Here is a 24,233-nt window from a genome sequence, read left to right as displayed (position 1 = left end):
GTTCCCATTCCGAAGGAGTCACCGACCCATGTCGCCCAGCCTGACCCAGGTTCCGACCGGCGGGCCCGCGCGGACGCCACGGACGCGGACCGCCGACGAGCACCGGGGAGGTGGTGCGTGATGTGCGGTCTGAGCGGAGAGATGCGTTTCGACGGCGGGCGGCCCGATCTCGCGGCCGTGCGGCGCATGAGTGACCGGCTGGCCGCCCGTGGCCCCGACGGTCACGGGGTCTGGTCGCGGGGCGCCGTGGCGCTGGCCCATCGACGACTGAAGATCATCGACCTCTCCGACCAGGGGGCGCAGCCGATGACGGACGCCGAGCAGGAGGTCACCGGCGTCTTCAACGGCTGCATCTACAACTACCAGGACCTGCGCGAGGAGCTGCTGCGCCTCGGCCACCGCTTCAGGTCGACCTCCGACACGGAGGTCATCCTCAAGGCGTACCGGCAGTGGGGCACCGCCTGCGTCGACCGCTTCCACGGCATGTTCGCCTTTGCGCTCGTCGAACACCGCACCGGCCGGCTGATCCTGGGCCGCGACCGGCTCGGTGTCAAGCCGCTGTACCTGGCGCGGACCCCCGGGCGGCTGCGGTTCGCCTCGTCGCTTCCGGCCCTGCTCGCGGCCGGCGACGTCGACACCTCGCTGGATCCGGCGGCCGTCCACCAGTACCTGAGCTGGCACGCGACCGTGGCGGCACCCCGCACCGTACTGGCCGGCGTGCGCAAGCTCCCTCCCGCCACCGTGCGCGTGGTCGAACCGGACGGCGGTCACCGGGACCACTGTTACTGGCAGCCGTCGTACACCCGGCGCCCCGAGTACGCGGACATGGGCCCGAGCGAATGGCGTGACGCCGTCCTCGACGCGCTGCGCACCGCCGTACGCCGACGGATGGTCGCCGACGTGCCCGTGGGCGTCCTGCTGTCGGGCGGTCTGGACTCCAGTCTGATCGTGGCCCTGCTGGCCGACGAGGGACAACGGGATCTGGCGACGTTCAGCGTGGGCTTCGAGTCGGAGGGCGGCGACGCGGGGGACGAGTTCCGGTACTCCGATCTGATCGCCAAGGAGTTCGCCACCGACCACCACCAGTTGACGGTTCCCTCCGAGCGGGTGTCGACGGCCCTGGACGGGGCGATCGCGGCGATGAGCGAGCCGATGACCAGCCACGACGCGGTCGCGTTCCACCTGCTGTCCGAGCAGGTGGCGAAGGAGGTGAAGGTCGTCCAGAGCGGGCAGGGGGCCGACGAGGTGTTCGCCGGCTACCACTGGTACCCGCGGCTGGCCTCCGTCGCCCGTGAGCAGGAACCCGACCGGTATGCCGAGACGTACTTCGACCGGCCGCACACCGACCTCGCCGGGATGCTGCGACCGGACATGCTCGCGCCGGACGACGTCTCCGGCCGCTTCGTCCGGGAGCACATGGCCGCGCCGGGCGCGGAGACCGCCCTGGACGCGGCGCTGCGGCTGGACACCCACGTCATGCTCGTGGACGATCCGGTGAAACGGGTCGACAACATGACCATGGACTGGGGCCTGGAGGCCCGGGTGCCCTTCCTGGACCACGAGCTGGTGGAGCTGGCCGCCGCCTGCCCGCCGGAACTCAAGCTGGCCGACGGCGGCAAGGGCGTGCTCAAGGAGGCGGGCCGCAAACTGCTGCCCCAGGACGTGGTGGACCGCCCGAAGGGGTACTTCCCGGTCCCGGCCATCACGCACATGGCGGGGCCCGTCCTGGAACGGGTCCGCGAGGCACTCGGCGCCCCGGAGGCGAGGCGGCGCGGACTGTTCGAGGACTCCTGCGTCGCCGCGCTCCTGGCGGCACCCGACGTACACCGCACGAAACGTGGGGCGAACACCCTGTGGCAAGTGGCTCTGCTGGAAATATGGCTGCAGACGCACGGGATATGACCGACGGACGCGCCCCGCGCCGAGCCGGCGGCACCGACACGGTCGCGGCCGGCCGGGCCGCCGCGTCCCGGCCGGTACCGGGCGCCGGCCCCCGGCCGGTACGGGGCGTCGGCCCGGCCGCCCCGGACGCGGACGACCGCGGTTCCCCCCGCGCCGCCCCCGCCCGGGTCCCGCTGCCCGACACGTCGGGTCCGCGTGACGTCACGCCGCGGCTCACCGCCCACGGCTGCTGGTACCCCTCGGCCGACCCGGCCGGGGCGGAGGTGGCGTTCATCTGCGACCGCGGGGGCGTGCCCCAGCTGTGGGCCGGGCCCGTGGACGGCGCCGGGGTGCGGCTGCTCGACTCCGCACCGGATCCCGTCCGGGAGGTGTCGTGGTCGCCCGACGGCCGCTGGATCGCCTACACCACGGCGCCTGGCGGCGGCGAGCACCAGCGGGTGCTGTGCGTACGTCCGGACGGCACCGACCGCCACATCCTGGCGGGTGCCGAGCCCGCCACCTCGGCCTACCTGGGCTGCTGGGCGCACGACGGTTCGGCCGTCGCGGTCACGGTCGCCGTCCCGACCGTCCCTCCCTCGGCCCGGGACACCACCGACCTCCCGGACGAAGCCGACGGGTACGTCGGCCGCCTGCCGGCCGCCGGCTGGTCCGGTCGTGACGGCGCGGCCGTTCTCCTCGGCGCGACAGCGGTCACGGGCGAGAAGCGGTGGACGGCGCCTCCCACCGGGATCACGGCGTCCGACGGTCCGTGGCACGGTCCGACGTCCCCGCGGGCCGGCTTCGGCGACGGGCTGTCCGCCTATCTGATCGCTCCCGACGGATCGGCCGCGCCGGTCCTCCTCGCCACCGAGTCGGACGCCGCGACGCTGCGCGTGTGCGATCTGAGTCGCGACGGCCGGCTCGCGCTGCTGCGCCGCGGTCCACGCGGACGGCGTGAGGCGGTGGTCGTCCGCACCACCGACCTCGCCACCACCTACGTCGTACCGGTGGCCGACGGCGATCCGTGGATCGGCAGGTTCTCGGCCCGGGCGGACACCGTCTGGCTGCGGAGCGACGCCCACCGTGAGTTCGCGGCCCTGGTCGCCGTTGGCCTCGACCGTGAAGGGAGGCCGCGGGGGTGGTCCGCCGCGGCCGAGCGGGAGGGCGGCGATCTCGAACTGCTGCGGTTCGCCCACGACGGCCGCGCCGCCGTACTGGCCTGGAACGTCCGCGGGGCGAGCGAGCTGGAGGTCGTCGACACGTTCCCGCCCGGTACGGCCAGGTCCCTCACCGGGCCCCCGCGTTCCGTGCCCCTTCCCCACGAAGTCGTCACCCGGATGGTGTCGGCAGGACCGGGGAGACTGGTACTGGCCCTGTCGGGTTCACAGCGCCGCCCCGGAGTGTGGTGGCTCTCCGAGGGCGTGTCCTTGCTGCGTACCCCGTGGTCGTCGAGGGACGAGGACGCCGTTCCCCCGGGCCGCCCGCCGGTGCGGCCGGTTCCCCTGAGCCCGACCGCGCGGGACGGACTGCCGCTGAACGGCTGGTACTACCGTGCGCCGGGCCGCGGCCCGGCGGAGCCGGCCCCCTGCGTGATCCATCTGCACGGTGGCCCGGAGGAGCAGGAACGCCCCGTCTTCAACCCGCTGTACCACGAGATCCTGGGGAGAGGGCTCGACATCTTCGCGCCCGACGTCCGCGGTTCGTCCGGCCACGGGCGGTCGTTCGTCGACGCGGACCTGGGCACGGGCCGGTTCGCCGCCCTCGACGACGTCGCGGACTGCGCCGCCCACGCGGTGGTGGCCGGTCCGGCCGATCCCTCACGGCTGGCCGTCATGGGCCGCTCGTACGGCGGCTACCTCACCTTCGCGTCTCTCGTCCGGCATCCCGATCTGTTCCGTACCGGGGTCGCGGTGTGCGGCATGTCCGACTTCGCGACGTTCTTCGAGGGCACCGAACCCTGGATCGCGCAGTCCGCGGCGCACAAGTACGGCCATCCCGAACACGACCGCGAACTGCTGCGCTCCCTCTCGCCCATGAGCCGGATCGACGCGCTGCGCGTTCCGTTGCTCGCCGTGCACGGGGAACACGACACCAACGTTCCGCCGCGCGAGTCGGAGCAGTTCGTCAGGGCCGCGCGCGAACGCGGCCACACCGCGGCGCTGCTCACCCTGCGCGACGAGGGCCACGAGTTCCTTCGCGCGGACAACCGGCGGCTGTTCCGCCGCACCGCCGCGGACTGGCTGGAACGCCATCTGTCCCCGCACTGACGTTCTTCGGTTCAGGTCGTTCCGAAGGCATGCCGCCCCGTCACCCGGGAGTGCGTCATCAGCGAGCAGCCCGGCCGCCCGCGTGAAACCGTCCGCCGGCGGCCGGGAAGCCTCTCCCGTCGCGAGAGGCGGTGACGACCCTGCGGTCGTCTCTTCGCAGCGCGAGATCCGATCCTCCCCGGCGGCGGAAGCGGCCCCGGGCCGACGTACGACGCGGCCACGCACGCCACCCCGCGCGGAGCCGGGCTCCGCGCGCACGTCGTGCCGGCCGGCGGGAAGGTCCCGGCCCGCCACGCCGGACGGCGTCAGTGGCCGTACCGGCTGCATCAAGCACCGGGGAGCCGTGTCGCACCCGTCATCCGGCAGGAGTACCGAACCGTGGCCCGCCGTGCGGCGGCATGCCCGTTCGGGCATGCTCGTCGCGAGACGGAACCGCGCATCCCGACCCGCCGGACGGAGGCGTCCTTGAAGACGACCCTGCACATGGCCCTGGTGACCGCGCTGTCCACCGGCGCCCTGTCGGCCGCGGCACCGGTCACGGCCCTGCCGACCGCGGCCGAACCACCGCGGTACGTCGCGCTCGGCGATTCCTACGCGGCCGCACCGCTGGTGCCGCCGCCCGATCCGGCCGATCCGATGTGCCTGCGTTCCCTGGCCGGCTATCCGCGCGTCGCGGCCCAGGACCTCGGCGCGCGGCTCACCGACGTCACCTGCTCCGCCGCCACCACCGACCACCTGAGCACGTCCCAGTACCCGGGCACCGCCCCCCAGTACGACGCGCTCACGCCCGCCGCCGACATCGTCAGCGTCACCATCGGCGGCAACGACGCCGACGTCTTCAGCGAAGCGCTGGACTGCGTCAACATCCTGCCCCAGCCCTACGGCACCAGCTGCGCGGAGGAGAACACCGCGGGCGGTACCGACAAGGTCAGGGCCCGCATCGACGCCTGGGCACCGGTCTTCGGCACCGTCCTGGACGAGATCGCCCGGCGCGCGCCGAACGCCGAGGTCTTCGTCGTCGGTTACGGCAACTACCTCCGCACCGACGGCTGTCACCCCGCCCAGCCCTTCTGGAAGCAGGACGCCAACTACATCCAAGGCGTGGTCGACCACCTCGGCGCCGTACTGGAGCGAACGGCCGAAGAGCACGGCGCGACCTTCGTCGACACCTACACCCTGGGGATCGGCCACGACATCTGCGCCGCCCCCGCCGACCGCTACATCGAGGGCCTGGCCCCCACCCGTCCGGCCGCCCCCCTGCACCCCAACGCCTCGGGGGCCAGGGCCGTCGGAAACGCCCTCGCCACGGCCGTCCGCGCGACCTCGGCGCCGTCCCGCGGGACGGGCCCCCCGCTCTCGAAAGCCCCCTGACCGGCAGCCGCCCGGGGAGCGCGCGCCGAGCGGCGCGGAGCCGGGGGGCACGTACCCGGCGCGGCCGGGGATACTGGTGGGATGGATGTTGTCAAGAGGAACAATGTACGGGTCGTCGGCCGGACGGACGGCCCGGTCGTGGTGCTGGCGCACGGGTTCGGCTGTGACCAGAACATGTGGCGCCTGGTCGTACCGGCCCTGATCGATGACTACCGGGTGGTGCTCTTCGACTACGTGGGTGCCGGCGGCTCGGATCTGTCCGCCTGGAGCGCGGAGCGGTACGGCTCTCTGGACGGTTACGCCCGGGATGTGACGGAGGTCTGCCAGGCACTGGATCTTCGCGACGCGGTGTTCGTGGGGCATTCGGTCAGTGCCGTGGTGGGCGTGCTGGCCGCACGGGCCGCGCCGGAGCGGATCGGCGCGCTGGTGATGGTGGCGCCCTCTCCCCGCTACATCGACGACGAGGGTTACCGGGGCGGATTCAGCGCCGAGGACATCGATGAGCTGCTCGACTCCCTGGAGTCGAACTACCTGGGCTGGTCCTCGGTGATGGCACCGGTCATCATGGGCAATCCGGAGCGGCCCGAGCTGGGACAGGAACTGACCGACAGCTTCTGTGCCACGGACCCCGACATGGCTCGCGTCTTCGCGCGCACCACGTTCCTGTCCGACAGCCGGGAGGATCTGAGGAGCGTGGCGGTACCGACACTGATCCTCGAGTGCTCCCAGGACGTCATCGCTCCCCCCGAGGTCGGCGCGTACGTGCACGACGCCATCCCCTCGTCGCGCCTCGTCACACTGGACGCCACCGGGCACTGCCCACAGCTGAGCGCCCCGGAGGCCACCGCCGGCGCCATCCTGGACTTCCTCAAGGACCTGCCGTGATGGACCGGGCCGGAAACGGCTCGGCCACCCCGGGCGCCGGGGACGGCGGCGCCACCGATGCCGCGTTCACCGCGCTGCTGGAGGACAGCGCGGAGGAACTGTACGAGTCGGCGCCCTGCGGCTACTTGTCGACGCTGATGGACGGCACCATCGCCAAGATCAACGCCACCCTGCTGGGCTGGCTCGGACTGCGACGCGAGGCGGTGGTGGGGCGCCTGCGCTTCGCCGACCTGCTCACCGTCGGTGGCAAGCTCTACCACGAGACGCACTTCGCGCCCCTGCTGCGGATGCAGGGCGAGATCAACGGCATAGCCCTGGAGATAAAGACCCACGACGGCGGCCGCCTGCCCGTACTGGTCTCCTCCGTGGTCAAGCACGGCAGCCGGGGCGACCCGCTGCTGATCCGTACCACCGTCTTCGACGCCTCGGCCCGCCGCGCCTACGAAGAGGAACTCCTGCACCGCCGCAAGGAGGCCGAGCGGACACGCGCGGAGGCGGACGAACTCCGCCGCCGGGCCGAGGAGGACCGGGCCCGGCTGGCCGAGGCGCTCGCCGCCCTGCAGCAGACCCTCCTGCCGGAGACGTTTCCCGACGTGCCCGGTGTGGAGACGGCTTTCTCCTACCACATCGCCTCCGCCCTGCAGCTCGGCGGCGACTTCTACGACCTGTTCCCGGTGGGCGAGGGCCGCTGGGCGTTCTTCATAGGCGACGTGTGCGGCAAGGGCCCCCAAGCGGCGGCCGTCACCTCCCTGATCCGCTACACCCTGCGGACCGCCGTCCTGCACACCAGCGAACCCGCCACCGCTCTGGCGACGCTGAACATCGCGCTGCACGAGCGTTATACCGCCAGTGACGACCCGCGTTACTGCACGGCTGTCCTCGGCGTCCTCGAACCCGACGCCACGACCGGGCACACCGCGGTACGTCTCGCCTCGGGTGGGCATCCGCCGGCGCTGGTCCTGCGGGCCTCAGGGGAGGCCGACTTCCTCGCCACACCCGGTGGCATGCTCATCGGCGTCCTCACCGACGCGCACTTCGCGACCCGGACGACCACCCTCGGTCCCGGTGACACCCTGCTGCTCTACACCGACGGTCTGACCGAGGCACGCACCGGCGCCGACCGCGGCAGTCTGTACGGTGCCGAAGCACTGCACGCCTTCGCCGAGGAACAAGCACCCACCGGCGCCCGCAAACTGGTCGACGCGCTGAACGGATTGCTGGAGGGCTTCGGTGACGGTCTGGACGACGACACCGCCCTGGTCGCCCTGGGCGTTCCCGACGACCGTCCGACACCCGTCCACGGCAACGGACTGGCACGATGAACCCTCTGAGTCTTTCCACCCGGCACACCGCCGCAGGCCCTGTCGTGGAAGTGGTCGGCGACCTCGACTTCATCCACGCACCGGCGTTGAGCCGGTGTGTGGAGACCACGGCGCTGAAGCCGGGACAGTGTCTGATCGTCGACCTGGCGGGACTGGAATTCTGCGATTCCAGCGGTATCACCGCCCTGATCGCCGTCCACCGGTACGCGAGCGTCCGAGGTGTCGACATGGCTCTGGCCGCCGTCCCCGCCAACACCATGCGCGTTCTGCGGGTCGTCGGCCTCGACCAGGTCTTCACCTTCCGTCCCGGCGCCGGCGACGCGAGCAACACCTGAACGGGCGGAGCGCCCCGGAGACGCGCCGTCACCGCGGCGTCAGGGCCCGGTCAGGGCCCGGGGTGGCCGGCCCGGCCGTGAAGAGCGGGACGCAGTCGCCCACGGAGCCGTCACGGACCGCTCCCGCACGCTGCCACCACGGTGCGTCGGCGGCCGGTGAGGCCATGCCCGGGACCGACGCCGCGTGGCGCCGTACGACGCAGTCGTGGCCGGGCCGTTCTCCGGGGGGAACGGGACCGTCGGCCCTCATCTTCCGGTCGGGCCCGGCTCAGGGTGGAAGGACACAGGACCGCTGCACCGGACAAAGGGCGAAGGAGGGGCCGGCGATGTACCCCCATGACGGTTTCCGTGAACTCGGGCGGCAGGAGTGCCTGCAGCTGATGGCCGGGGTGCCCGTCGGCCGTGTCGTCTTCACGCGCCGGGCCCTGCCCGCCGTGCTGCCCGTCAACTTCCGCCTGGACGCCGACGGCGCGGTCCTGCTGCGCACCGCCGCCGGTTCGGAACTGGTCCGCGCGGTCGACGGCGCGGTGGTCGCCTTCGAGGCCGACGACGTCGACGCCGTCCGGCAGTCCGGCTGGAGCGTCGTCGTCACGGGCCCGGCCACGGTGGTGACCGACCGCGCCGAACACCGGCGCCTGGCCCGCACCGGACCGGTCTCCTGGGTGCCCTCGGCGCGGGAGGTCTTCGTCCGCATCGAGGCCGAGCTGGTCACCGGACGCGAACTCGTCGGCGGACGCTCCCTGTACGGGGTGAGCCTGGCGGCCGCGGACGGATGACGGCCGCCGGCGTCACCCGGGGCGGGGCAGGGCCGGCCCCGTCCCTGCACCGGGCCCGGAACGGCTCCTGCGTCCGCCACCCGCGCGCACATGTGCGCCGGCCACCATCCGGTCCACGGCGCGGTCCTCCTCGCCCCGCCGCCGAGGCCGCCGGCCTCACCCGGGGACGGGGCAGGGCCCGGGCACGGCGGCACCTCGCCGGCCGGCGCCCTGGTTGCCCCGACGGCCCTCGGTACCGGGACCCGGATGCCCCGCCCACCGCGAGGACACCCCCCTCGCTCCCGCCCGCGTAACTGGGGCCGGCCGGGCAGGGGGGCCGATCGGCCCTGGTCTCTCGGCCCGGGATTGCGCAAGATGTGAGGGCCGGGGATTTCAGACGGCGTCGACGATCACACAGCGCGGAACGAGGAGCAATCGATGGCGGACGGCGAGCAGCCCGGACCCGACAGCCCGATCCGGGTCTTCCTGCTGGACGACCACGAGGTGGTCCGGCGGGGGGTGCACGACCTGCTGAACGACGAACCGGACATCACGGTGGTCGGTGAGGCCGCCACCGCCGAGCAGGCCCTGGTCCGCGTTCCCGCCCTGCGCCCCCAGGTCGCGGTCCTGGACGTACGGCTGCCGGACGGGGACGGGGTGAGCGTGTGCCGCGAGCTGCGCTCGGCCATGCCCGACCTGGCCTGTCTGATGCTGACCTCGTTCGACGACGAGGAGGCCCTGCTCGACTCGATCATGGCCGGCGCGTCCGGATACGTACTGAAGCAGATCCGCGGCTCCGACCTGGTGACCGCCGTACGCACGGTGGCCCGCGGCCAGTCGCTGCTCGATCCGAGCGCCACCACCCGGCTGATGGCCCGGCTGCGCGGCGGACAGCAGAAGGAGGAGGAGCAGCCGGACGCGCTGCCCGGGCTGACCGACCGGGAGCGCGAGATCCTGGCCCTGATCGGTGAAGGGCTGACCAATCGCCAGATCGGCCAGCGGCTGTACCTGGCCGAGAAGACGGTCAAGAACCACATCTCCCGGCTGCTGGCCAAACTCGGCGTGGAGCGCCGCATCCAGGCCGCCGTCATCGCCACCCAGGTCCAGGACCGGCTGAGGCAGGAGGGCCGCTGACGGCACGCGGCTCACTGCCCGGCCGTGGCTCCCCTGAGCTCGCGGCCGGTGACCATCTCGGCCTCGATGCGCACGAACACCGTCTCCCGCGACGGCATCCACGAGGTCGGGCCGGTCCGTGCGAGCCGTTCGTGCTCGGCCGGACCGGTCACCACGGTGGCCCGTCCGGTGACGATCACGCTCCAGCCGGAGCGGGTCTCCGCGTGGAACTCGTCCGCCTCGAAGGCGACCACGGTGCCGTCGACGGCGCGTACGAGGTCCGAGTCCGGGGAGGTGGCCAGGAGCACGGAGGCGTCCGTGTCCAGGGAGAAGTTGACGGGCAGGACCGCGGGCAGGGCCTGCCGGGTGTAGATCACACGGCCGACCGGCACCTTGGCCAGCAGGCGGAGGCACTCCTGCCGGTCGAGCGCGCGAAAGGCATCGTCATGGGACATTCCCCCATCGTCCCCGTGGGTCCGGCGAGCCGGTAGGGCCGACCGGCCCTACCACCCGGCCCTACCACCCGGCCGGGCGCATCCGGCCCGGCCAAGTCCCTTTCCGCGTTCCTGGTGTTGCTGTTGACCTTTCGGGGGACCCCGGTCGTACAGTCATGTGCGGCGTAACCGATCACGAATCGAACGGGCAGCGCTGCCCGGAACGGAGTGGCACGGTGAGCGCGGAGACCGGCGCGGCACGGACACGGGCGGGCATGGACGGCGGGCTGGCGGAGGCGCTGGTGCGCAGCCGCCGCTTCTTCACCAAGGCCGAGGTCTCCAAGGACCTGCGCTCGCTGCACCGCAAGGGCGGCCGCCAGGCGGACGAGTTCTACCGGGACCGCTGGTCGCACGACAAGGTGGTGCGCTCCACCCACGGAGTGAACTGCACCGGCTCCTGCTCGTGGAAGGTGTACGTCAAGGACGGCATCATCACCTGGGAGGCCCAGCAGACGGACTACCCGTCCGTCGGCCCGGACAGCCCCGAGTACGAGCCGCGCGGCTGCCCCCGGGGGGCAGCCTTCTCCTGGTACACGTACTCGCCCACCCGTGTGCGCTACCCCTATGTGCGCGGAGTGCTGCTGGGGATGTACCGCGAGGCCAAGGCCCGCCTCGGCGACCCGGTCGCGGCCTGGGCGGACATCGTCGACGACCCCGAGCGCTCCCGCCGCTACAAGCGGGCCCGCGGCAAGGGCGGTCTGGTGCGGGCGACGTGGACCGAGGCGGCGGAGATGGCCGCCGCCGCGCACGTGCACACCATCAGGAAATACGGCCCCGACCGGCTGGCCGGGTTCTCCCCGATCCCCGCGATGTCGATGGTCTCCCATGCCGCGGGGGCCCGCTTCTACTCCCTGCTCGGCGGGGTGATGCTCTCCTTCTACGACTGGTACGCCGACCTGCCCGTCGCCTCGCCGCAGGTGTTCGGCGACCAGACCGACGTACCGGAGTCCGGGGACTGGTGGGACGCCGGGTATCTGATCATGTGGGGCTCCAACCTGCCGGTGACCCGCACCCCGGACGCCCACTGGATGGCCGAGGCCCGCTACCGGGGCCAGAAGGTCGTCGCCGTGTCGCCGGACTACGCGGACAACGTGAAGTTCGCCGACGAGTGGCTGCCCGCCCAGCCCGGCACGGACGGCGCGCTGGCGATGGCCATGGGACACGTCGTCCTCAAGGAGTTCTTCGCCGACCGGGAGACCCCGTACTTCACCGACTACGTCAAGCGGTACACGGACCTGCCGTTCCTCGTGGCCCTGGACGAGGACGAGGACGAGCCGGACACGTACACCCCGGGCAAGTTCCTGACCGCCGCGGACCTCGGCGGCGCGCACGCCCGGACCGAGGCAGGAAGACCTTCAGCAGGTCGACCCGGCTGACGACGCCCTTGAGCAGGCCTTCGGCGTCGACGACGGGCAGCCGCTTCAGCCTGAGCTGGGCCATCACGCGGGCCGCCTGCGCGAGGGTGGCGTCGGCGTGGACGGTGACGGCGGGGGTGCTCATCAGCTCTCCGGCGGTCAGCGCCCCCGCCCTGGCCAGGTCGGAGAGCCGGCGCAGCTGGGTGAACCGGTCGGGGTCGCTGTCGCGGAACTCCTCCTTGAGCAGCAGATCGGCCTCGGAGACGACGCCGACGACCCGGCCCTCGCCCTCCAGTACGGGCAGCGCGCTGACCTGCCACTCCTCGATGAGCCGGACGACGTCCTTGAACGGGGTGTCGCGGCCGACGGCGACGACGGCGCGCGTCATGACGTCGCTCACGGTGTGCGGGCTGCCGTTCACGGCCGTCACCTGCTTCCGCTGCCGTACGGGGCGTACAGATCGAGCAGCCGGACCCGGGTGGCGTGCAGCCGCTGGGCGACCACCCGGCCGACCCACACGGCGATCATGCGGCCGAACTCGGGGTCCTCGGCGCACAGCGTCCGTACGGCCTCCGCGTCGAACTCCCAGGCCCGCACCGGGCTCGTGGTCTCGGCGCCCAGGTGCCACATGCGCGGCGGGTAGTGCCAGGACCAGCCGATCAGCTCGCCGTGGCCCAGCGACTCGATCACGGCCGCGCGGTGACCGGGTACCTGCAGGTCGAGGGCGACGGTTCCGGTCCGGACGATCCAGAACCGGTCGGCGCGCCGTCCCTCCTCGAACAGGCGCACCCCGGCCGCGAAGGAGACCTCGCGGGCGTGCCGCATCAGCCCTTCACGGTGCGCCGCCGGGAGACCTGCGGTCAGAGTGGTGGTGGATGTCATCGCTCCGTCTCCTTCCGTGCCTGCCGCCACAGCGGAACGGCGACTTCGGGGCCCCCGCAATCAGCGTGTGCCCGGCCGGTAGGAGATGCCACGGGCCGCCCGGCCCCTTCCGAGGGACCTTCGGCCCCATCGGTGAGCGGGGCGTCCCCGTCAGCGGGTCGGCCGGCCCTCGGGCGGCGTGTCACCCGTGCGCCCGGCCCGCTCGGATCCGGGGGTGGGCGGCAGTGTCTCCCCCTGGATGATCCGGGGGGTCGCGGGCGCCTTCGGCGCGTTGCCCTCCTGCTCCTTCATCGCACGGGCCTCGGCCTTGAGGATCCGGGCCGACTTGCCCGCGGAGCGGGTGAGTTCCGGGAGCTTCTTGGCGGCGAGGACGGCTATGACGACGATCAGGATGACGGCCAGCTCGCTCAGTCCGAACATGGGTGCGATGCTCCTTCTTCGTGGCACGGACGGCCCAGGCGGAATCTACATCACTGTAGAGAGGAGTGGGGTGGCGTGCGGGGGCCGAGGGCGTCTATACGATGTCTGCCCGGCGAACAGGCGGCGGAAGGGAGGCGGGGCGTGGCGGAGCAGCGGGAGGGTGCCCGGCGTCGGGGGCAGGGCGAGCTGGAGGCGCTGGTCCTGGCGGCGCTGCGGGAGGCGGACGGCCCGGCGACGGCCGGCTGGGTGCAGGAGCGCCTGGGCGGCGGCCTCGCCTATACGACCGTCATCACCATCCTGACCAGGCTGCTGGCCAAGGGCGTGGTCACCCGGGAGCGCACGGGCCGGTCCTTCACCTGGACGTCCGCGTCCGACCAGGCGGGCCTGGCCGCCCACCGGATGCGCAGGGTGCTGGACGCCGAGAGCGACCGGGAGGCGGTGCTGGCCAGCTTCGTCACCGGCCTCGGACCGGACGACGAACGCCTCCTGCGGGAGCTGCTGGGCCAGTCGGGGGACGAAGGGGAGGACTGAGACCGCCATGGGGGTGTTCGTCCTGCTGCCGCTGGTGCTGCCGCTGACGGCGTGGCCCATCGCGCGCCTCGCCGAGCAGCATCTGCATCCGCGCACGGCGACCCGGCTGCTGACCGGGGTGGCCGCGGTGATGGCGGTGTGCAGCACGGTGTGCCTGGGGCTGCTGATGGTGGCCGGCACCGCCCAGCTCCCCGGGAACCCGCTGCCCGACGGCTGGTCGGACCCCGAGGTGCGCGCGGCGGTGCCCTACGACGAGGTGGCCGGCAAGGTCGCGATCCCCGCCCTGTGCGCGGTGCTGGTGGCGTGCGGGCGGACGCTGTGGCGGCACGGACGGGTACGTCGCCGTGCCCACCGGGCGCTGGCCGGGCTGCGCGGGACGGAGGCCGCGGTCCTGCCGGACGACGTGCCCTACGCCTACGCGCTGCCGGGCGGCCGACGGGACCGTGTCGTGGTGACCACGGCGTTGCTGGAACGGCTGGAACCGGCCGAGCGCCGGGCGCTGTTCGCCCACGAACGGGCCCACCTCGCCGCCCGCCACCACCGCTTCCTGCTCGCCGTACAGCTGGCCGCGCGCGCCAACCCCTTCCTGCGGCCGCTGCGCACCGCGGTGGCGTACACGGCGGAGCGGTGGGCGGACGAGGACGCGGCGCGGACGGTCGGCAGCCGCCGTACCGTGGCCCGGGCGATCGGCAAGGCGGCCCTGGTGTCGCGCGGCACCCCGGTGGCCACGCTGGCGGGCCTCGCGGCGGCGGGCCCGGTGCCGCGCCGGGTGGCGGCCCTGCTCGGGCCCGCTCCGGCGGCGCGCCGCCTGCCGTCGCTGTTCACCCTGGCCGGCCTGGCGGTGTGGGGCGCCGCCGCGGGGACCGCCGTCTCCGCGATGTCGTCCGCGAACTCCGCCGTGACGATGGTCCTCATCCTGTACGCGGCCACGCCCCTCTGACCCCGCGGCGGGCAGGCCCGCCGCGGGGCCGGGGCCCGCTCGCAGGCCGAACTCGTGCGGCGGCAGGCCGAGGGCGTAGCACGCCTCACGGACCACGGCCCGCTCGTCCTTGTCGAAGTCGCCGTCGGCGCCGCCGATGACGATCCCGATCCGGATCACCGCCCGCGCCTCGGCGGGCTTCTTCCTCGCCTCGGCGACCTCCTGCAGGACGCTCACCCCGCCGAAGGCGAAGTCGGCGGTGGACCGCTCACGCCGAGCGGGCCGAGCAGCCGTTCGAACGCCATGGTGGCGTCCGCTCCTTGAGCGTGTGTGTTCCGTGAAGGGGGTGCCGCGCACAGGGCGGCGCGCGATATGACTTCTACAAGCGAGTAGAAGCATGGGGGATGGTCCGGGAGGGACTTTGCGTCTCCTTTACAGTAGGTGTGGAGCCGGGACATCCTGCTTCCACACATCTCTTCCCACGCGTTCGAGAAGGAGCGACGGTCCCCCGATGGGTGATCCTCCCAGTAGCAGCCGTGCCACCTCCCGCCGTCCGGGCCTCGCGGCCACCGAGGAAGCGGGGGTGGCGCGGTGACCGAGGTCCTGCTGCTCCTGCTCGCCCTGCTGCTGACCCTGGCGTGCGCGGTGTTCGTCGCGGCCGAGTTCTCCCTGACCACCGTCGAGCGCGGTGACCTGGAGCGTGCCGCCGAGGCCGGCGAGCGCGGCGCCGAGGGCGCGCTGGCCGCCGTACGGCAGCTGACGCTGCAGCTGTCCGGCGCCCAGCTCGGCATCACCGTCACCTCGCTGGTGATCGGCATGCTGGCGGAACCGTCCCTCGCGGCGCTGCTGCGCGGACCGCTGCGGGCGGCCGGTCTGGGCGGCGCCGCCCCGACGGCGGCCACCGTGCTGGGCGTGCTGGTGTCCACGGTGGTGCTGATGGTGGTCGGTGAGCTGGTGCCGAAGAACTGGGCGATCTCCCGGCCGGCCGCGGTCGCGAAGGTGGTCGCCGGCCCGCAGCGCGCCTTCACCGCCGCGTTCGGCCCGTTCATCGGCCATCTGAACAGCACCGCGAACCGGTTCGTACGGCGTTTCGGCCTGGAGCCCGCCGAGGAACTGGCCTCCGCCCGCACCGCCGAGGAACTGGGCGCGCTGGCCCGGCACTCGGCCGCCGAGGGCGCCCTGGAGGCGGACTCCGCCGAACTCTTCGTCCGCACCCTGCACCTGAGCGAGCTGACCGCCGAGAACGTGATGACGCCGAGGGTCGACGTCAGGGCCCTGGAGGCGCACGCCACCGCCGCCGACGCGGCCGCCCTCAGCCACGCCACCGGTCTCTCCCGCTTCCCGGTCTACCGCGACAGCCTCGACGAGGTGGTCGGCACCGTCCACATCCGCGACGTGCTCGCCCTGGACCCGGAGAAGCGGGCCGGCACACCCGTCACCGACCTGACCGCCCCGCCCCTGCTGGTCCCCGACAGCCTCCCCGCCGACCGGCTGCTGGAACGGATGCGCGCGCACCGCACCATGGCCGTGATCATCGACGAGTACGGTGGCACGGCGGGCGTGGCCACCGTGGAGGACATCGTCGAGGAGGTCGTCGGCGAGGTCCGCGACGAGCACGACCCCCTGGAGCTGCCCGACCTGGCGCCCGCCCCGGCGACGGCCGACGGGCGCGCGGTGTGGCAGGCCGGCGGCAGCGTCCGCCTCGACCGGCTCTCGGACGTGGGACTCACCGCGCCCGAGGGCCCGTACGAGACCGTGGCCGGACTGATCGCCACCCGCCTGGCCCGCATCCCCGCCCCGGGGGACGCGGTGGACCTCGACGGCTGGCGGCTCGACGTGCTGGAGGTCGAGCACCACCGCGCCGACCGCATACGCATCACCGCACCGGCCGTACCGCGGCCGGCCCGGACCGTGGAGGGAGCCCGATGACCGCCCTGCAGCTCGCCATCGGCGCCCTGACCCTGCTGACCAACGCCTTCTTCGTCGGCGCCGAGTTCGCCCTGATCTCGGTGCGCCGCAGTCAGATCGAACCGCGCGCCGGGGCCGGCGAGAAGCGGGCCCGGATGACCCTGTGGGCGCTGGAGCACCTGTCCGCGATGATGGCCACCGCCCAGCTCGGCATCACCGTCTCCTCCCTGGTGCTCGGCGCGGTCGCCGAACCCGCCATCGCGCACCTGCTGGAGCCCGCCTTCGCGGCGGTGCACATGCCGCACGCTCTGGTGCACCCGATCGCGTTCGTCATCGCCCTGACCCTCGCCACGTACCTGCACATGCTGATCGGCGAGATGGTGCCCAAGAACATCGCGCTCGCCGCGCCGGTGCCGAGCGCCCTGCTGCTGGGCCCGCCGCTGGTGGCGCTGACCCGGGCGCTGCGGCCGTTCGTCTTCGGCATCAACGCCTTCGCCAACGTCCTGCTGAAACTCCTGCGCGTCGAGCCGAAGAACGAGGTCGGATCCGTCTTCACCGACGACCAGCTCGCCCGGATGGTCGTCGACTCCAGCGAGGCCGGGCTGCTCGGCCCCGCCGACGGGGAGCGGCTGCGCGACGCGCTGGAGCTGGGCACCCGTCCGGTCGGCGAGATCCTCGTCCCCGCGCCCCGGATGCGCACCGCAGCGCACACGATCACCCCAGCCCGGCTGGAACGCCTCGCCGCCGAGGCGGGATTCTCCCGCTTCCCGGTCACCGCCCCCGACGGCGCCGTCCTGGGCTACCTGCACATCAAGGACACGCTCGGCGTCACCGACCGCGACCGGCCCTTCCCGCGCGGCGCGCTGCACAAGGTCACCCGGGTGCGCATCGACACCCCGCTGGACGACACCCTCACCGCCCTGCGCGCCGAGGGCAGCCACCTCGCCGCCGTCGTGGGGGAGAGCGGCACGGTCCTCGGCTTCGTGACCATGGAGGACGTACTGTCCGAACTGGTCGGACCGGCCGCCCCGGCCACCACCTGACCACCGCCGCCGGGAACACGATTCCGGCCGGGACCGTTATGCATCCGCACACCCACAGAAGGAGCACGTACTTGTCCGCCAGACCGACGGACCCCTCGGGGCACGGTCCCCGACCATCCCGCCACGCATTTCCCGGGCACGGCACACGGCGGGACGCCCCCTCGCGATCAGCACGCCGATGAGTGCCGCGAACGCCCTCCCGGGCCTGCTGGCCGTCTTCGTCCTGACCGCCGGCACCGGATACTTCGTCGCCCAGGAATTCGCCTACGTCTCCGCCGACCGCCTCGCCCTGGCACGAGAGGCCGAGTCCGGGGACCGCAAGGCCGCCCGCGCCCTGACGGTGCTGGAGCGGCTGTCCTTCATGCTGTCGGGCGCCCAGCTCGGCATCACCGTGACCGGACTGGCCGTCGGTTTCATCGCCGAGCCCTCGGTGTCCGCCCTGCTCCGGCCCGTGCTGTCCGGCATGGGCATCCCCGGCGCGGCCGCGAGCGGCGTCTCCGTCGTGCTGGCCTTCGCGCTGGCCACGGTCGTACAGATGGTGCTGGGCGAGCTGGCCCCGAAGAACCTGGCCATCGCCGTACCGGAGCGGCTGGCTAAGGCGCTGGCCGGTTCCACGCTGGCCTATCTGAAGGTCGTCGGCCCCCTCGTGCGGGTCTTCGACGGGGCGGCGAACAGGCTGCTGCACCGGGTCGGCATCGAACCGGTGGAGGAGCTGCACCACGGCGCCACCCTGGAGGAGCTCGGCCACCTCATCGGCGAGTCCCACGAGCAGGGCGCGCTGCCACGGAACACCGCCGCGCTGCTCGACCACGCCCTGGAGTTCTCCGACCGTACGCTGGACGAGGTGATGGTGCCCCGCGTGGACGCCGTCTTCGTCCGCAAGGACGCCACCGCCGCCGAAGCGGTCGACCTCATCGCCGAGTACGGCCACTCCAACTACCCGGTGCTCGGCGACCACCCCGACGACGTCGGCGGCGTCCTCGGCGTGGCCGAGCTGATGCTCCTGCCCGCGGACCGCCTCACCGCCACCACGGCCGGCGCTCTCGCCCGGCGCCCCCTGCTCCTGCCGGACACCCTCCCGCTGCCCGACGCCGTGACCCAGATGCGGGAGCGGGCCGACGAGTTCGCGGTCGTCCTGGACGAGCACGGCGGTGTGGCCGGCATCGTCACCTACGAGGACATCGCCGAGGAACTCGTCGGCGACATCGCGGACGAGACCGACACCGTCACCGCGGTCGCCGTCGCGGACGGTGACGGCTGGCTGGTGGACGCGGGCCGCCGGCTGGACGAGGTGGCCGAGGCCACCGGCGTCGAACTGCCCGAGGAGGAGGACTACGACACCGTGGCCGGCCTGATCGTCGACCGGCTCGGCCGTTTCCCCGCCATCGGGGACCGGCTCGCGGTCGGGCTGCCCGACGGCACCGCCGTGATCGACGTACACACCCTCGACCGGCACGTACCCGACCGCGTGCGGATCCAGCGGCAGGACCGCGAGACGGAGGAGCAGGCATGAGTTTCCCGATGGCGCTCTTCGTCACCGTGCTGCTGCTGATCGGCAGCGGATTCTTCGTGGCCGCCGAGTTCGCGCTGGTCGCCGCCAAGCGGCACCGCCTGGAGAAGGCCGCGGCCGAGGGCCGGCCGGGCGCCGGGGCCGCCCTCGCCGGTATGCGTGAGCTGTCCCTGATGCTGGCCGGGGCCCAGCTGGGCATCACCGTGTGCACACTGGGCCTGGGATCGGTGTCCAAGCCCGCGATCTCCCACGAACTCGACCCGCTGCTGCACAAGCTGGGCCTGCCCGATGCGGTCAGCTACGGCGTCGCCTTCGCCGTCGCCATGATCGTGGTGGTGTTCCTGCACATGGTGGTCGGGGAGATGGCCCCCAAGTCGTGGGCCATCGCCCATCCCGAGCGGTCCGCGATGCTGCTCTCGCCGCCCTTCCGGGCCGTGGTGAAGGCCGTACGGCCGCTGATCCGGCTGCTCGACGCGATGAGCAACGCACTTGTACGGCTGTGCCGGGTCACCCCGCGCGACGAGCTGGCCTCCGTCCACAACCGGGAGCAGCTCACCCGTCTGGTGGCGGAGTCCGAGCGGCTCGGCCTGATCAGTGAGACGGACTCGGAGCTGCTGACGCGTTCGCTGACCGAACCGCAGACCCCGGTGCGGGAGCTGCAGGTGCCGGCGTCCGAGATCGTCTCGGTGGACGGCAGCGCCGATGTCGACGAGATCCTGCGCGTCGCCGCGGAGCGCGACCGCACCCGGCTCCTGGTCCGCGAGCACGGCACGGTCCTCGGCTCGGTGCACGCCCGTGACGCCGTGGTGGCCCGCGCCCGGGGACGGGCGGCCGGCGCCCGCGCCCTGGCCCGCCCGGTGCCCGAGCTGGCGGACGACGCCACGGTGGCCGACGCGATCGACCTGCTGCGCCGCCGCCGGGCCTCGCTGGCCGTGGTCCGCGACGGCTCCGGGCGGCTCACCGGCATGGTGAGCCTGGACGACCTGCTGGCCCGCTTCCTGCAGCCACAGGCGGCATAGACCCGCCACGGGCCGGGCCCCGGTCACCCGTCCATCCGGCGGGCCGTCGCCCGGCACGACGGGCGACGGCCCGCCGGATGTCCGGCTCGTGCAGTCCGGTCCGGCCCGCCGCTGCTCCATGGTGAGCACCGGCGGGCCGGACGCCGGCACGCGGGTGATCCCGGCCGCCCAGAGCTCCTCCTGCACGAAGGGGCGACGCCGGTACGCCTCACGGATCACGTCGAGGTGCGCCTCGCCGCAGGCGGTCACCCGCCGCAGGCCGTCGCACCGGCCGTCGGTGGGGTGGGCGGAGGAGGAGTCCGCCACGCATCCGCCACGCGTCCGCTCACCGCCTCACCGGCCGGGAAGGTCCTCGCGCAGAGGTCGCACAGCTCCAGCGGGAGGGTCTCGGAACGCCGTGCGTGCTTCCTGCGCTTCCACATCGAGGCTCCCGGTGGCCGGCTGCGGCCGGGTGACGGGCCGTCATGTGTCAAGGCGGTGCGACAGGGTTCTCCTGCGGACGCCCACCGGTCCACGACGCGAGCGCGAGGGTGCCGTCGGAGTCCAGGGCGATGCCCACGTCGCTGATCCTTTCGAGCGTCTCGCGCAGCCAGGCCCGCTCCTCGTCCGCGGCGGGTTCCAGCCGCATCCGCCGCGCCCGCAGCGGCACCATGCGCAGCCCGGACGGCCGCCCGCCGTCCGGGGAGACCGACAGCAGACAGGCGAGCCGCAGGTCGTCGCGGTACTCCTCGTAGCCGGCGATGCCCTCGTAGTCGTCGACGAAGTCGCCGCAGCCGTACAGGATCAGCCGGCTGCGGTACACCTCGACCGGGCGGGGGTGGTGCGAGGAGTGGCCGTGGACGACATCGACACCCCCGTCGACCAGTGTGTGGGCGAAACCGACATGGCTCCGCGGGACATGGTGGCCCCAGTTCGAGCCCCAGTGCACGGACACCACCGCGAGGTCACCGGGACGCTTCGCCTGGCGCACCCGCCGGACGACCGCCTCCGCCGTGGTGGCCGAGGGCTCCGCGAGGTACGCCACCCCGGACTGCTCCGCCGTCGCCGTCCAGCTCGGCGGGATGCCGCTCGACATCGTCCCCAGGGCGAACACCAGCACCCGGCCGCCGTCGACGGGGACCACCGCCGGCGCGTACGCCTCGTCGGCGTCCCGTCCCGCGCCCGCCGTCCTCAGACCCGCGCCGTGGAGCACGTCCAGTGTCTCCCGCAGCCCCGGGCGGCCGAAGTCGAGCACGTGGTTGTTGGCCAGGACGCACACGTCGGGCCGCGCCACCGCCACGGCGGGCACATTGGCCGGGCTCATCCGGTAGTGGACGGCCTTCCCGGGCGCGAACGCGTCGCTCCGCGTGACGGAGGTCTCCAGGTTGACGATCCGCACGTCCGGGGCGGCCTCCTCGATCACCTCCAGCGCCCGGCCCCACGGCCACGAGAACGGGACCGGGCGGGGAACCGGACCGCTCACGGCCTCCGCCAGCTCCACATAGCCGCGGGCGTCCCGGACGCGGTCCTCCCGCAGCGCGGGATCGCCCGGGTGCGGGAGGACCTGGTCGACTCCACGCCCGAGCATCACGTCCCCACACAGGAACAGCGTCACCGTCCCGGCGCCCATGCCTCCACCGTAGGACTACGGCACGCCCAGTTCGAACAGTACGTATCCCGCGTACGAGCCGGAGGCCAGGGCGGCCGTGCCCAGCACCGTGGCCAGCGAGGGCCACCGCAGCCGGCGCATGGCCAGGGCGAGCGGGACGAACAGCGGGAACAGGGGGAGCAGATAGCGGGAGACGTTGCCGAAGTACTGCTGGGTGGCCATCACCATCAGGTACGACAGCACCGTGTACACGACGAGGACGGCGGGCGGGCGCAGCCGCATCAGCAGCACCGTCAGCACCGGCACCAGCAGCACCACCCCGACCCCGATCAGGTCCTCCACGGGCATCGCGAACCGATAGTCGAAGTGCCCGACGGGTACGGAGGTCAGCACGTCGAGACTGTGCCGGCCCCAGTCGAACTTGTGGGCCCAGGCGCCGTCCTGGAGCTTGTTGTAGCCGCCCAGGTCGCCCATCCGGTAGCCGACCCAGCCCAGGTAGCCGGCCACACCCAGCGGGGCGATCGCCACCGCGATCAGCGGGCGGCCGATGCCCTCCTCGCGGCGCCGCACCGCGAGCAGCCCGGCGACGGCGAGTGCGGCGACCAGGGTGACGGCGGTGGGCCGGGCGAGCCCGGCGGTGAAGGTCAGCACCCCGGCGGTGAGCCAGTGACGGGTCATCACGGCGTAGCAGGTCCAGGCGGCCAGCGCCGTGTACACGGACTCGGAGTACACCGCCCACTCCGCGCCGGAACCGGGCCACACGGCCCACAGCCCCACGGCGACCAGACCGGCCCTGCGCCCGCCGAGCCGGGCCGTGACGGCGTGGATGCCGAGCGCCGCGACGAAGGAGAAGACGACCGACACGGTCATGCCGGCGCCGTACGGGCCGAGCCCGGTGACCTCCGAGACCATCCGCATCAGCGCCGGGTACAGCGGGAAGAACGCCGCCGAGTTGCCCTTGAGGGTGATCAGCCCGGTGGCGCCGGGTATCGGCTCCAGCGCCGGGTCGTAGCCGTGCATGGCGATCTGCTGGTACCACCAGCCGTCCCAGCTGCCCAGGACGTCCCAGGTGTGGGCGCCGCCGCCGAAGCGCGGATTCTTCTCGCGGAAGTCGCCGGCCGAGTCCAGCAGGAACATGAAGACGGCGAAGCCCACCAGCTTCAGCACGCCGTACATCGCGAGGACGGGCCCGTAGTGCGCGGCGGCGCGGCGCAGCCGCTCGCGCGGGTCCGGGGCGGCCGGCGGGGCGCCGCCGGGCCGGGGTGCGGGGACCGGACCGGCCTGGCTCGTCGGGGCGGTGGTCATGAGTCGGAGGATCCTGTCGTACGGCGGGGGCGCCGGCCGGGGAACACCCAGGCCCGCAGGAGAAGGAAGCGCAGCAGGGTCGCGGCGAGGTTGGCGACGATCAGCGTCAGCAGCTCCACCCGGGGCCCGGCCCCGGGGGCCGTGCGGTGCAGCACGGCCAGCGAACCGCTGGTGAGGGCGAGGCCGACCAGGAACGCCGCCAGCCCCTTGAGCTGATGGCGCAGCACCCCGGTCCGGCCACGCACCCCGAAGGTGAGCCGCCGGTTCGCGGCGGTGTTGGCGACGGCGCTGGCCAGCAGGGCGAGCGCGTTGGCCGCCTGGGCGCCCGCGGCGGGCCGGAGCAGGCTGTACAGCAGCAGGTAGAACAGGGTGCTGGCCACTCCGACCGCGGCGAAGCGGATCAGCTGCGGGACCAGCGCGGGCGGCAGGCCGGCCGCTCCGTCGAGTTCCTCGGGGCGGCGCAGCGCGGCCAGCGGCAGCCGGCCGCCGGCCAGCGCACGCCCCAGCCGGGCCATGCCGCGAAGGTCCGCCAGCGCCGTGGACAGGATGTCGACCCGACTGTCGGGGTCGTCCACCCAGTCCACCGGCACCTCGTGGATGCGCAGCCCGGCGCGTTCGGCTATCACCAGCAGCTCGGTGTCGAAGAACCACTCCCGGTCCTCGACCAGCGGCAGCAACCGCTCGGCGACGTCCCGCCGTACCGCCTTGAAACCGCACTGGGCGTCGGAGAACCGCACGGCGAGGGTGCCGCGCAGCAGCCCGTTGTAGCAGCGGGAGATGATCTCCCGCTTCGGTCCGCGCACCACCCGGGAGCCGCGGGCCAGACGGGTGCCGATCGCGATGTCCGAGTGCCCGGAGATCAGCGGGGCCACCAGTGGCAGCAGGGCCGCGAGGTCGGTGGACAGGTCCACGTCCAGATAGGCGAGCACCGGCGCGGACGACCGGGACCAGGCGGTGTGCAGGGCGCGGCCGCGGCCCTTCTCGGCCAGCCGTATCCACTCCGCCCCCGGCAGTTCCCGGGCCAGCCGCGCGGCGATCGCCGGGGTGCGGTCCGTGCTGGCGTTGTCGGCGACGGTGATCCGGAAGGTGTAGGGGAAGGTCTCCGCGAGGTGCGCGTGGAGCCGCCGGACACAGGGCTCGAGGTCGTTCTCCTCGTTGTGCACGGGTACGACCACGTCGAGGACGGGTTCCGGATGGTGCGCCGACAGCGGCGCCCGGCGCGGCAGCGCCACCTGCGCCGCGGACGCGGCGGCTGAGCGGCGGTCGGTCGGTGCCGACCGTCTCGCGGTTCTCATGACGGATTCACGGTCTCTTTCCGGCGTACGGCATG

21 protein-coding genes and 2 pseudogenes are annotated in these 24,233 nt (G+C 73.2%); 15 read left to right on the top strand and 8 right to left on the bottom strand.

The features are described 5' to 3' along the window. Window positions 1-120 precede the first annotated feature (120 nt). From ACH4VX_RS05600 to ACH4VX_RS05565, 8 genes are all read left to right on the top strand, one after another. Window positions 121-1,902 carry an N-acetylglutaminylglutamine amidotransferase gene (locus tag ACH4VX_RS05600; RefSeq protein ID WP_398366043.1) on the top strand — a complete coding sequence of 594 codons (1,782 nt, stop codon included), beginning with the start codon at window positions 121-123 and terminating at the stop codon, window positions 1,900-1,902. After that, the gene (locus ACH4VX_RS05595) at window positions 1,899-4,148 is read left to right on the top strand and encodes a S9 family peptidase (RefSeq protein ID WP_398366042.1); all 2,250 of its coding nucleotides are present in this window, start codon (window positions 1,899-1,901) and stop codon (window positions 4,146-4,148) included. The genes ACH4VX_RS05600 and ACH4VX_RS05595 overlap by 4 nt, the downstream gene beginning before the upstream one ends. Window positions 4,149-4,613: 465 nt before the next feature. Continuing rightward, on the top strand, window positions 4,614-5,519 hold the full coding sequence (locus tag ACH4VX_RS05590) for an SGNH/GDSL hydrolase family protein (protein WP_398366041.1): 906 nt from the start codon (window positions 4,614-4,616) through the stop codon (window positions 5,517-5,519). A gap of 81 nt (window positions 5,520-5,600) precedes the next feature. Further along, window positions 5,601-6,404 carry an alpha/beta fold hydrolase gene (locus ACH4VX_RS05585; protein WP_398366040.1) on the top strand — a complete coding sequence of 268 codons (804 nt, stop codon included), beginning with the start codon at window positions 5,601-5,603 and terminating at the stop codon, window positions 6,402-6,404. After that, window positions 6,404-7,726: a PP2C family protein-serine/threonine phosphatase gene (locus ACH4VX_RS05580; protein ID WP_398366039.1), complete on the top strand. Its 1,323-nt coding sequence runs from the start codon at window positions 6,404-6,406 to the stop codon at window positions 7,724-7,726. The genes ACH4VX_RS05585 and ACH4VX_RS05580 overlap by 1 nt, the downstream gene beginning before the upstream one ends. After that, on the top strand, window positions 7,723-8,061 hold the full coding sequence (locus ACH4VX_RS05575) for an STAS domain-containing protein (protein WP_398366038.1): 339 nt from the start codon (window positions 7,723-7,725) through the stop codon (window positions 8,059-8,061). Before ACH4VX_RS05580 ends, ACH4VX_RS05575 begins: the two co-directional genes overlap by 4 nt. A 326-nt stretch (window positions 8,062-8,387) precedes the next feature. Then, window positions 8,388-8,837 carry a pyridoxamine 5'-phosphate oxidase family protein gene (locus ACH4VX_RS05570; protein WP_398366037.1) on the top strand — a complete coding sequence of 150 codons (450 nt, stop codon included), beginning with the start codon at window positions 8,388-8,390 and terminating at the stop codon, window positions 8,835-8,837. A gap of 417 nt (window positions 8,838-9,254) precedes the next feature. Next, the gene (locus tag ACH4VX_RS05565) at window positions 9,255-9,950 is read left to right on the top strand and encodes a response regulator (protein ID WP_383617484.1); all 696 of its coding nucleotides are present in this window, start codon (window positions 9,255-9,257) and stop codon (window positions 9,948-9,950) included. A gap of 11 nt (window positions 9,951-9,961) precedes the next feature. Here ACH4VX_RS05565 and ACH4VX_RS05560 read toward each other — a convergent pair whose 3' ends face one another. After that, the gene (locus tag ACH4VX_RS05560) at window positions 9,962-10,384 is read right to left on the bottom strand and encodes a pyridoxamine 5'-phosphate oxidase family protein (RefSeq protein WP_398366036.1); all 423 of its coding nucleotides are present in this window, start codon (window positions 10,382-10,384) and stop codon (window positions 9,962-9,964) included. A gap of 155 nt (window positions 10,385-10,539) precedes the next feature. Between ACH4VX_RS05560 and ACH4VX_RS05555 the strand changes: the two are divergent. Continuing rightward, window positions 10,540-11,553, top strand: a pseudogene (locus tag ACH4VX_RS05555) (molybdopterin-dependent oxidoreductase); the annotation flags it as partial. An 88-nt stretch (window positions 11,554-11,641) separates the two neighbouring features. Here the strand turns inward: ACH4VX_RS05555 and ACH4VX_RS05550 are convergent. The 3 genes from ACH4VX_RS05550 to ACH4VX_RS05540 all read right to left on the bottom strand — a co-directional run bounded on the left by ACH4VX_RS05550 (window position 11,642) and on the right by ACH4VX_RS05540 (window position 13,080). After that, the gene (locus ACH4VX_RS05550) at window positions 11,642-12,199 is read right to left on the bottom strand and encodes a CBS domain-containing protein (protein ID WP_398366035.1); all 558 of its coding nucleotides are present in this window, start codon (window positions 12,197-12,199) and stop codon (window positions 11,642-11,644) included. Between the two features lie 5 nt (window positions 12,200-12,204). After that, window positions 12,205-12,660, bottom strand: coding sequence for a Crp/Fnr family transcriptional regulator (locus ACH4VX_RS05545; protein ID WP_398366034.1), 456 nt, complete (start codon window positions 12,658-12,660; stop codon window positions 12,205-12,207). A gap of 150 nt (window positions 12,661-12,810) precedes the next feature. Continuing rightward, entirely contained in the window at window positions 12,811-13,080 is a 270-nt protein-coding gene (locus tag ACH4VX_RS05540; RefSeq protein WP_398366033.1) for a twin-arginine translocase TatA/TatE family subunit, read from the bottom strand. 141 nt (window positions 13,081-13,221) lie between these two features. On the opposite strand from ACH4VX_RS05540, the gene ACH4VX_RS05535 reads away from it, so the two are divergent. Continuing rightward, window positions 13,222-13,611 carry a BlaI/MecI/CopY family transcriptional regulator gene (locus ACH4VX_RS05535; RefSeq protein WP_398366032.1) on the top strand — a complete coding sequence of 130 codons (390 nt, stop codon included), beginning with the start codon at window positions 13,222-13,224 and terminating at the stop codon, window positions 13,609-13,611. Window positions 13,612-13,618: 7 nt separating this feature from the next. Beyond that, window positions 13,619-14,551, top strand: coding sequence for a M56 family metallopeptidase (locus ACH4VX_RS05530; RefSeq protein ID WP_398366031.1), 933 nt, complete (start codon window positions 13,619-13,621; stop codon window positions 14,549-14,551). Between the two features lie 42 nt (window positions 14,552-14,593). Here the strand turns inward: ACH4VX_RS05530 and ACH4VX_RS05525 are convergent. Beyond that, window positions 14,594-14,791 (bottom strand): annotated as a pseudogene (locus ACH4VX_RS05525) (tellurite resistance TerB family protein); the annotation flags it as partial. Window positions 14,792-15,121: 330 nt separating this feature from the next. Between ACH4VX_RS05525 and ACH4VX_RS05520 the strand changes: the two are divergent. The 4 genes from ACH4VX_RS05520 (at window position 15,122) to ACH4VX_RS05505 (ending at window position 20,010) form a co-directional block, all read left to right on the top strand. Then, window positions 15,122-16,459, top strand: coding sequence for a hemolysin family protein (locus ACH4VX_RS05520; protein WP_398366030.1), 1,338 nt, complete (start codon window positions 15,122-15,124; stop codon window positions 16,457-16,459). Next, entirely contained in the window at window positions 16,456-17,481 is a 1,026-nt protein-coding gene (locus tag ACH4VX_RS05515; protein WP_398366029.1) for a hemolysin family protein, read from the top strand. The genes ACH4VX_RS05520 and ACH4VX_RS05515 overlap by 4 nt, the downstream gene beginning before the upstream one ends. 178 nt (window positions 17,482-17,659) lie before the next feature. Further along, window positions 17,660-18,994 carry a hemolysin family protein gene (locus ACH4VX_RS05510; RefSeq protein ID WP_398366028.1) on the top strand — a complete coding sequence of 445 codons (1,335 nt, stop codon included), beginning with the start codon at window positions 17,660-17,662 and terminating at the stop codon, window positions 18,992-18,994. Then, window positions 18,991-20,010, top strand: a complete 1,020-nt coding sequence (locus ACH4VX_RS05505) for a hemolysin family protein (protein WP_398366027.1) — start codon at window positions 18,991-18,993, stop codon at window positions 20,008-20,010. The genes ACH4VX_RS05510 and ACH4VX_RS05505 overlap by 4 nt, the downstream gene beginning before the upstream one ends. 469 nt (window positions 20,011-20,479) lie before the next feature. Here the strand turns inward: ACH4VX_RS05505 and ACH4VX_RS05500 are convergent, their stop codons facing one another. The 3 genes from ACH4VX_RS05500 to ACH4VX_RS05490 are packed head-to-tail and all read right to left on the bottom strand — an operon-like array spanning window position 20,480 to window position 24,198. Further along, window positions 20,480-21,619, bottom strand: coding sequence for a CapA family protein (locus ACH4VX_RS05500; protein WP_398366026.1), 1,140 nt, complete (start codon window positions 21,617-21,619; stop codon window positions 20,480-20,482). Window positions 21,620-21,634: 15 nt separating this feature from the next. Further along, window positions 21,635-22,903: a hypothetical protein gene (locus ACH4VX_RS05495; RefSeq protein ID WP_398366025.1), complete on the bottom strand. Its 1,269-nt coding sequence runs from the start codon at window positions 22,901-22,903 to the stop codon at window positions 21,635-21,637. Then, complete coding sequence (locus ACH4VX_RS05490; protein WP_398366024.1) at window positions 22,900-24,198, bottom strand: glycosyltransferase; 1,299 nt, start codon at window positions 24,196-24,198, stop codon at window positions 22,900-22,902. Before ACH4VX_RS05490 ends, ACH4VX_RS05495 begins: the two co-directional genes overlap by 4 nt. Window positions 24,199-24,233 lie beyond the last annotated feature (35 nt).

It is taken from the genome of Streptomyces sp. NPDC020731, assembly GCF_044334705.1.
Taxonomy (GTDB): domain Bacteria; phylum Actinomycetota; class Actinomycetes; order Streptomycetales; family Streptomycetaceae; genus Streptomyces.
This window is presented reverse-complemented; position numbering and strand designations above follow the sequence as displayed.

What these genes read in the sequence shown, in the direction of transcription:
- ACH4VX_RS05600 (WP_398366043.1), top strand. Translation starts at nt 121, where the DNA reads ATGTGCGGTCTGAGCGGAGAGATGCGTTTCGACGGCGGGCGGCCCGAT.
- ACH4VX_RS05595 (WP_398366042.1), top strand. Translation starts at nt 1,899, where the DNA reads ATGACCGACGGACGCGCCCCGCGCCGAGCCGGCGGCACCGACACGGTC.
- ACH4VX_RS05585 (WP_398366040.1), top strand. Translation starts at nt 5,601, where the DNA reads ATGGATGTTGTCAAGAGGAACAATGTACGGGTCGTCGGCCGGACGGAC.
- ACH4VX_RS05580 (WP_398366039.1), top strand. Translation starts at nt 6,404, where the DNA reads ATGGACCGGGCCGGAAACGGCTCGGCCACCCCGGGCGCCGGGGACGGC.
- ACH4VX_RS05575 (WP_398366038.1), top strand. Translation starts at nt 7,723, where the DNA reads ATGAACCCTCTGAGTCTTTCCACCCGGCACACCGCCGCAGGCCCTGTC.
- ACH4VX_RS05570 (WP_398366037.1), top strand. Translation starts at nt 8,388, where the DNA reads ATGTACCCCCATGACGGTTTCCGTGAACTCGGGCGGCAGGAGTGCCTG.
- ACH4VX_RS05565 (WP_383617484.1), top strand. Translation starts at nt 9,255, where the DNA reads ATGGCGGACGGCGAGCAGCCCGGACCCGACAGCCCGATCCGGGTCTTC.
- ACH4VX_RS05560 (WP_398366036.1), bottom strand. Translation starts at nt 10,384, where the DNA reads ATGTCCCATGACGATGCCTTTCGCGCGCTCGACCGGCAGGAGTGCCTC.
- ACH4VX_RS05545 (WP_398366034.1), bottom strand. Translation starts at nt 12,660, where the DNA reads ATGACATCCACCACCACTCTGACCGCAGGTCTCCCGGCGGCGCACCGT.
- ACH4VX_RS05540 (WP_398366033.1), bottom strand. Translation starts at nt 13,080, where the DNA reads ATGTTCGGACTGAGCGAGCTGGCCGTCATCCTGATCGTCGTCATAGCC.
- ACH4VX_RS05530 (WP_398366031.1), top strand. Translation starts at nt 13,619, where the DNA reads ATGGGGGTGTTCGTCCTGCTGCCGCTGGTGCTGCCGCTGACGGCGTGG.
- ACH4VX_RS05515 (WP_398366029.1), top strand. Translation starts at nt 16,456, where the DNA reads ATGACCGCCCTGCAGCTCGCCATCGGCGCCCTGACCCTGCTGACCAAC.
- ACH4VX_RS05510 (WP_398366028.1), top strand. Translation starts at nt 17,660, where the DNA reads ATGAGTGCCGCGAACGCCCTCCCGGGCCTGCTGGCCGTCTTCGTCCTG.
- ACH4VX_RS05505 (WP_398366027.1), top strand. Translation starts at nt 18,991, where the DNA reads ATGAGTTTCCCGATGGCGCTCTTCGTCACCGTGCTGCTGCTGATCGGC.
- ACH4VX_RS05500 (WP_398366026.1), bottom strand. Translation starts at nt 21,619, where the DNA reads ATGGGCGCCGGGACGGTGACGCTGTTCCTGTGTGGGGACGTGATGCTC.
- ACH4VX_RS05495 (WP_398366025.1), bottom strand. Translation starts at nt 22,903, where the DNA reads ATGACCACCGCCCCGACGAGCCAGGCCGGTCCGGTCCCCGCACCCCGG.
- ACH4VX_RS05490 (WP_398366024.1), bottom strand. Translation starts at nt 24,198, where the DNA reads ATGAGAACCGCGAGACGGTCGGCACCGACCGACCGCCGCTCAGCCGCC.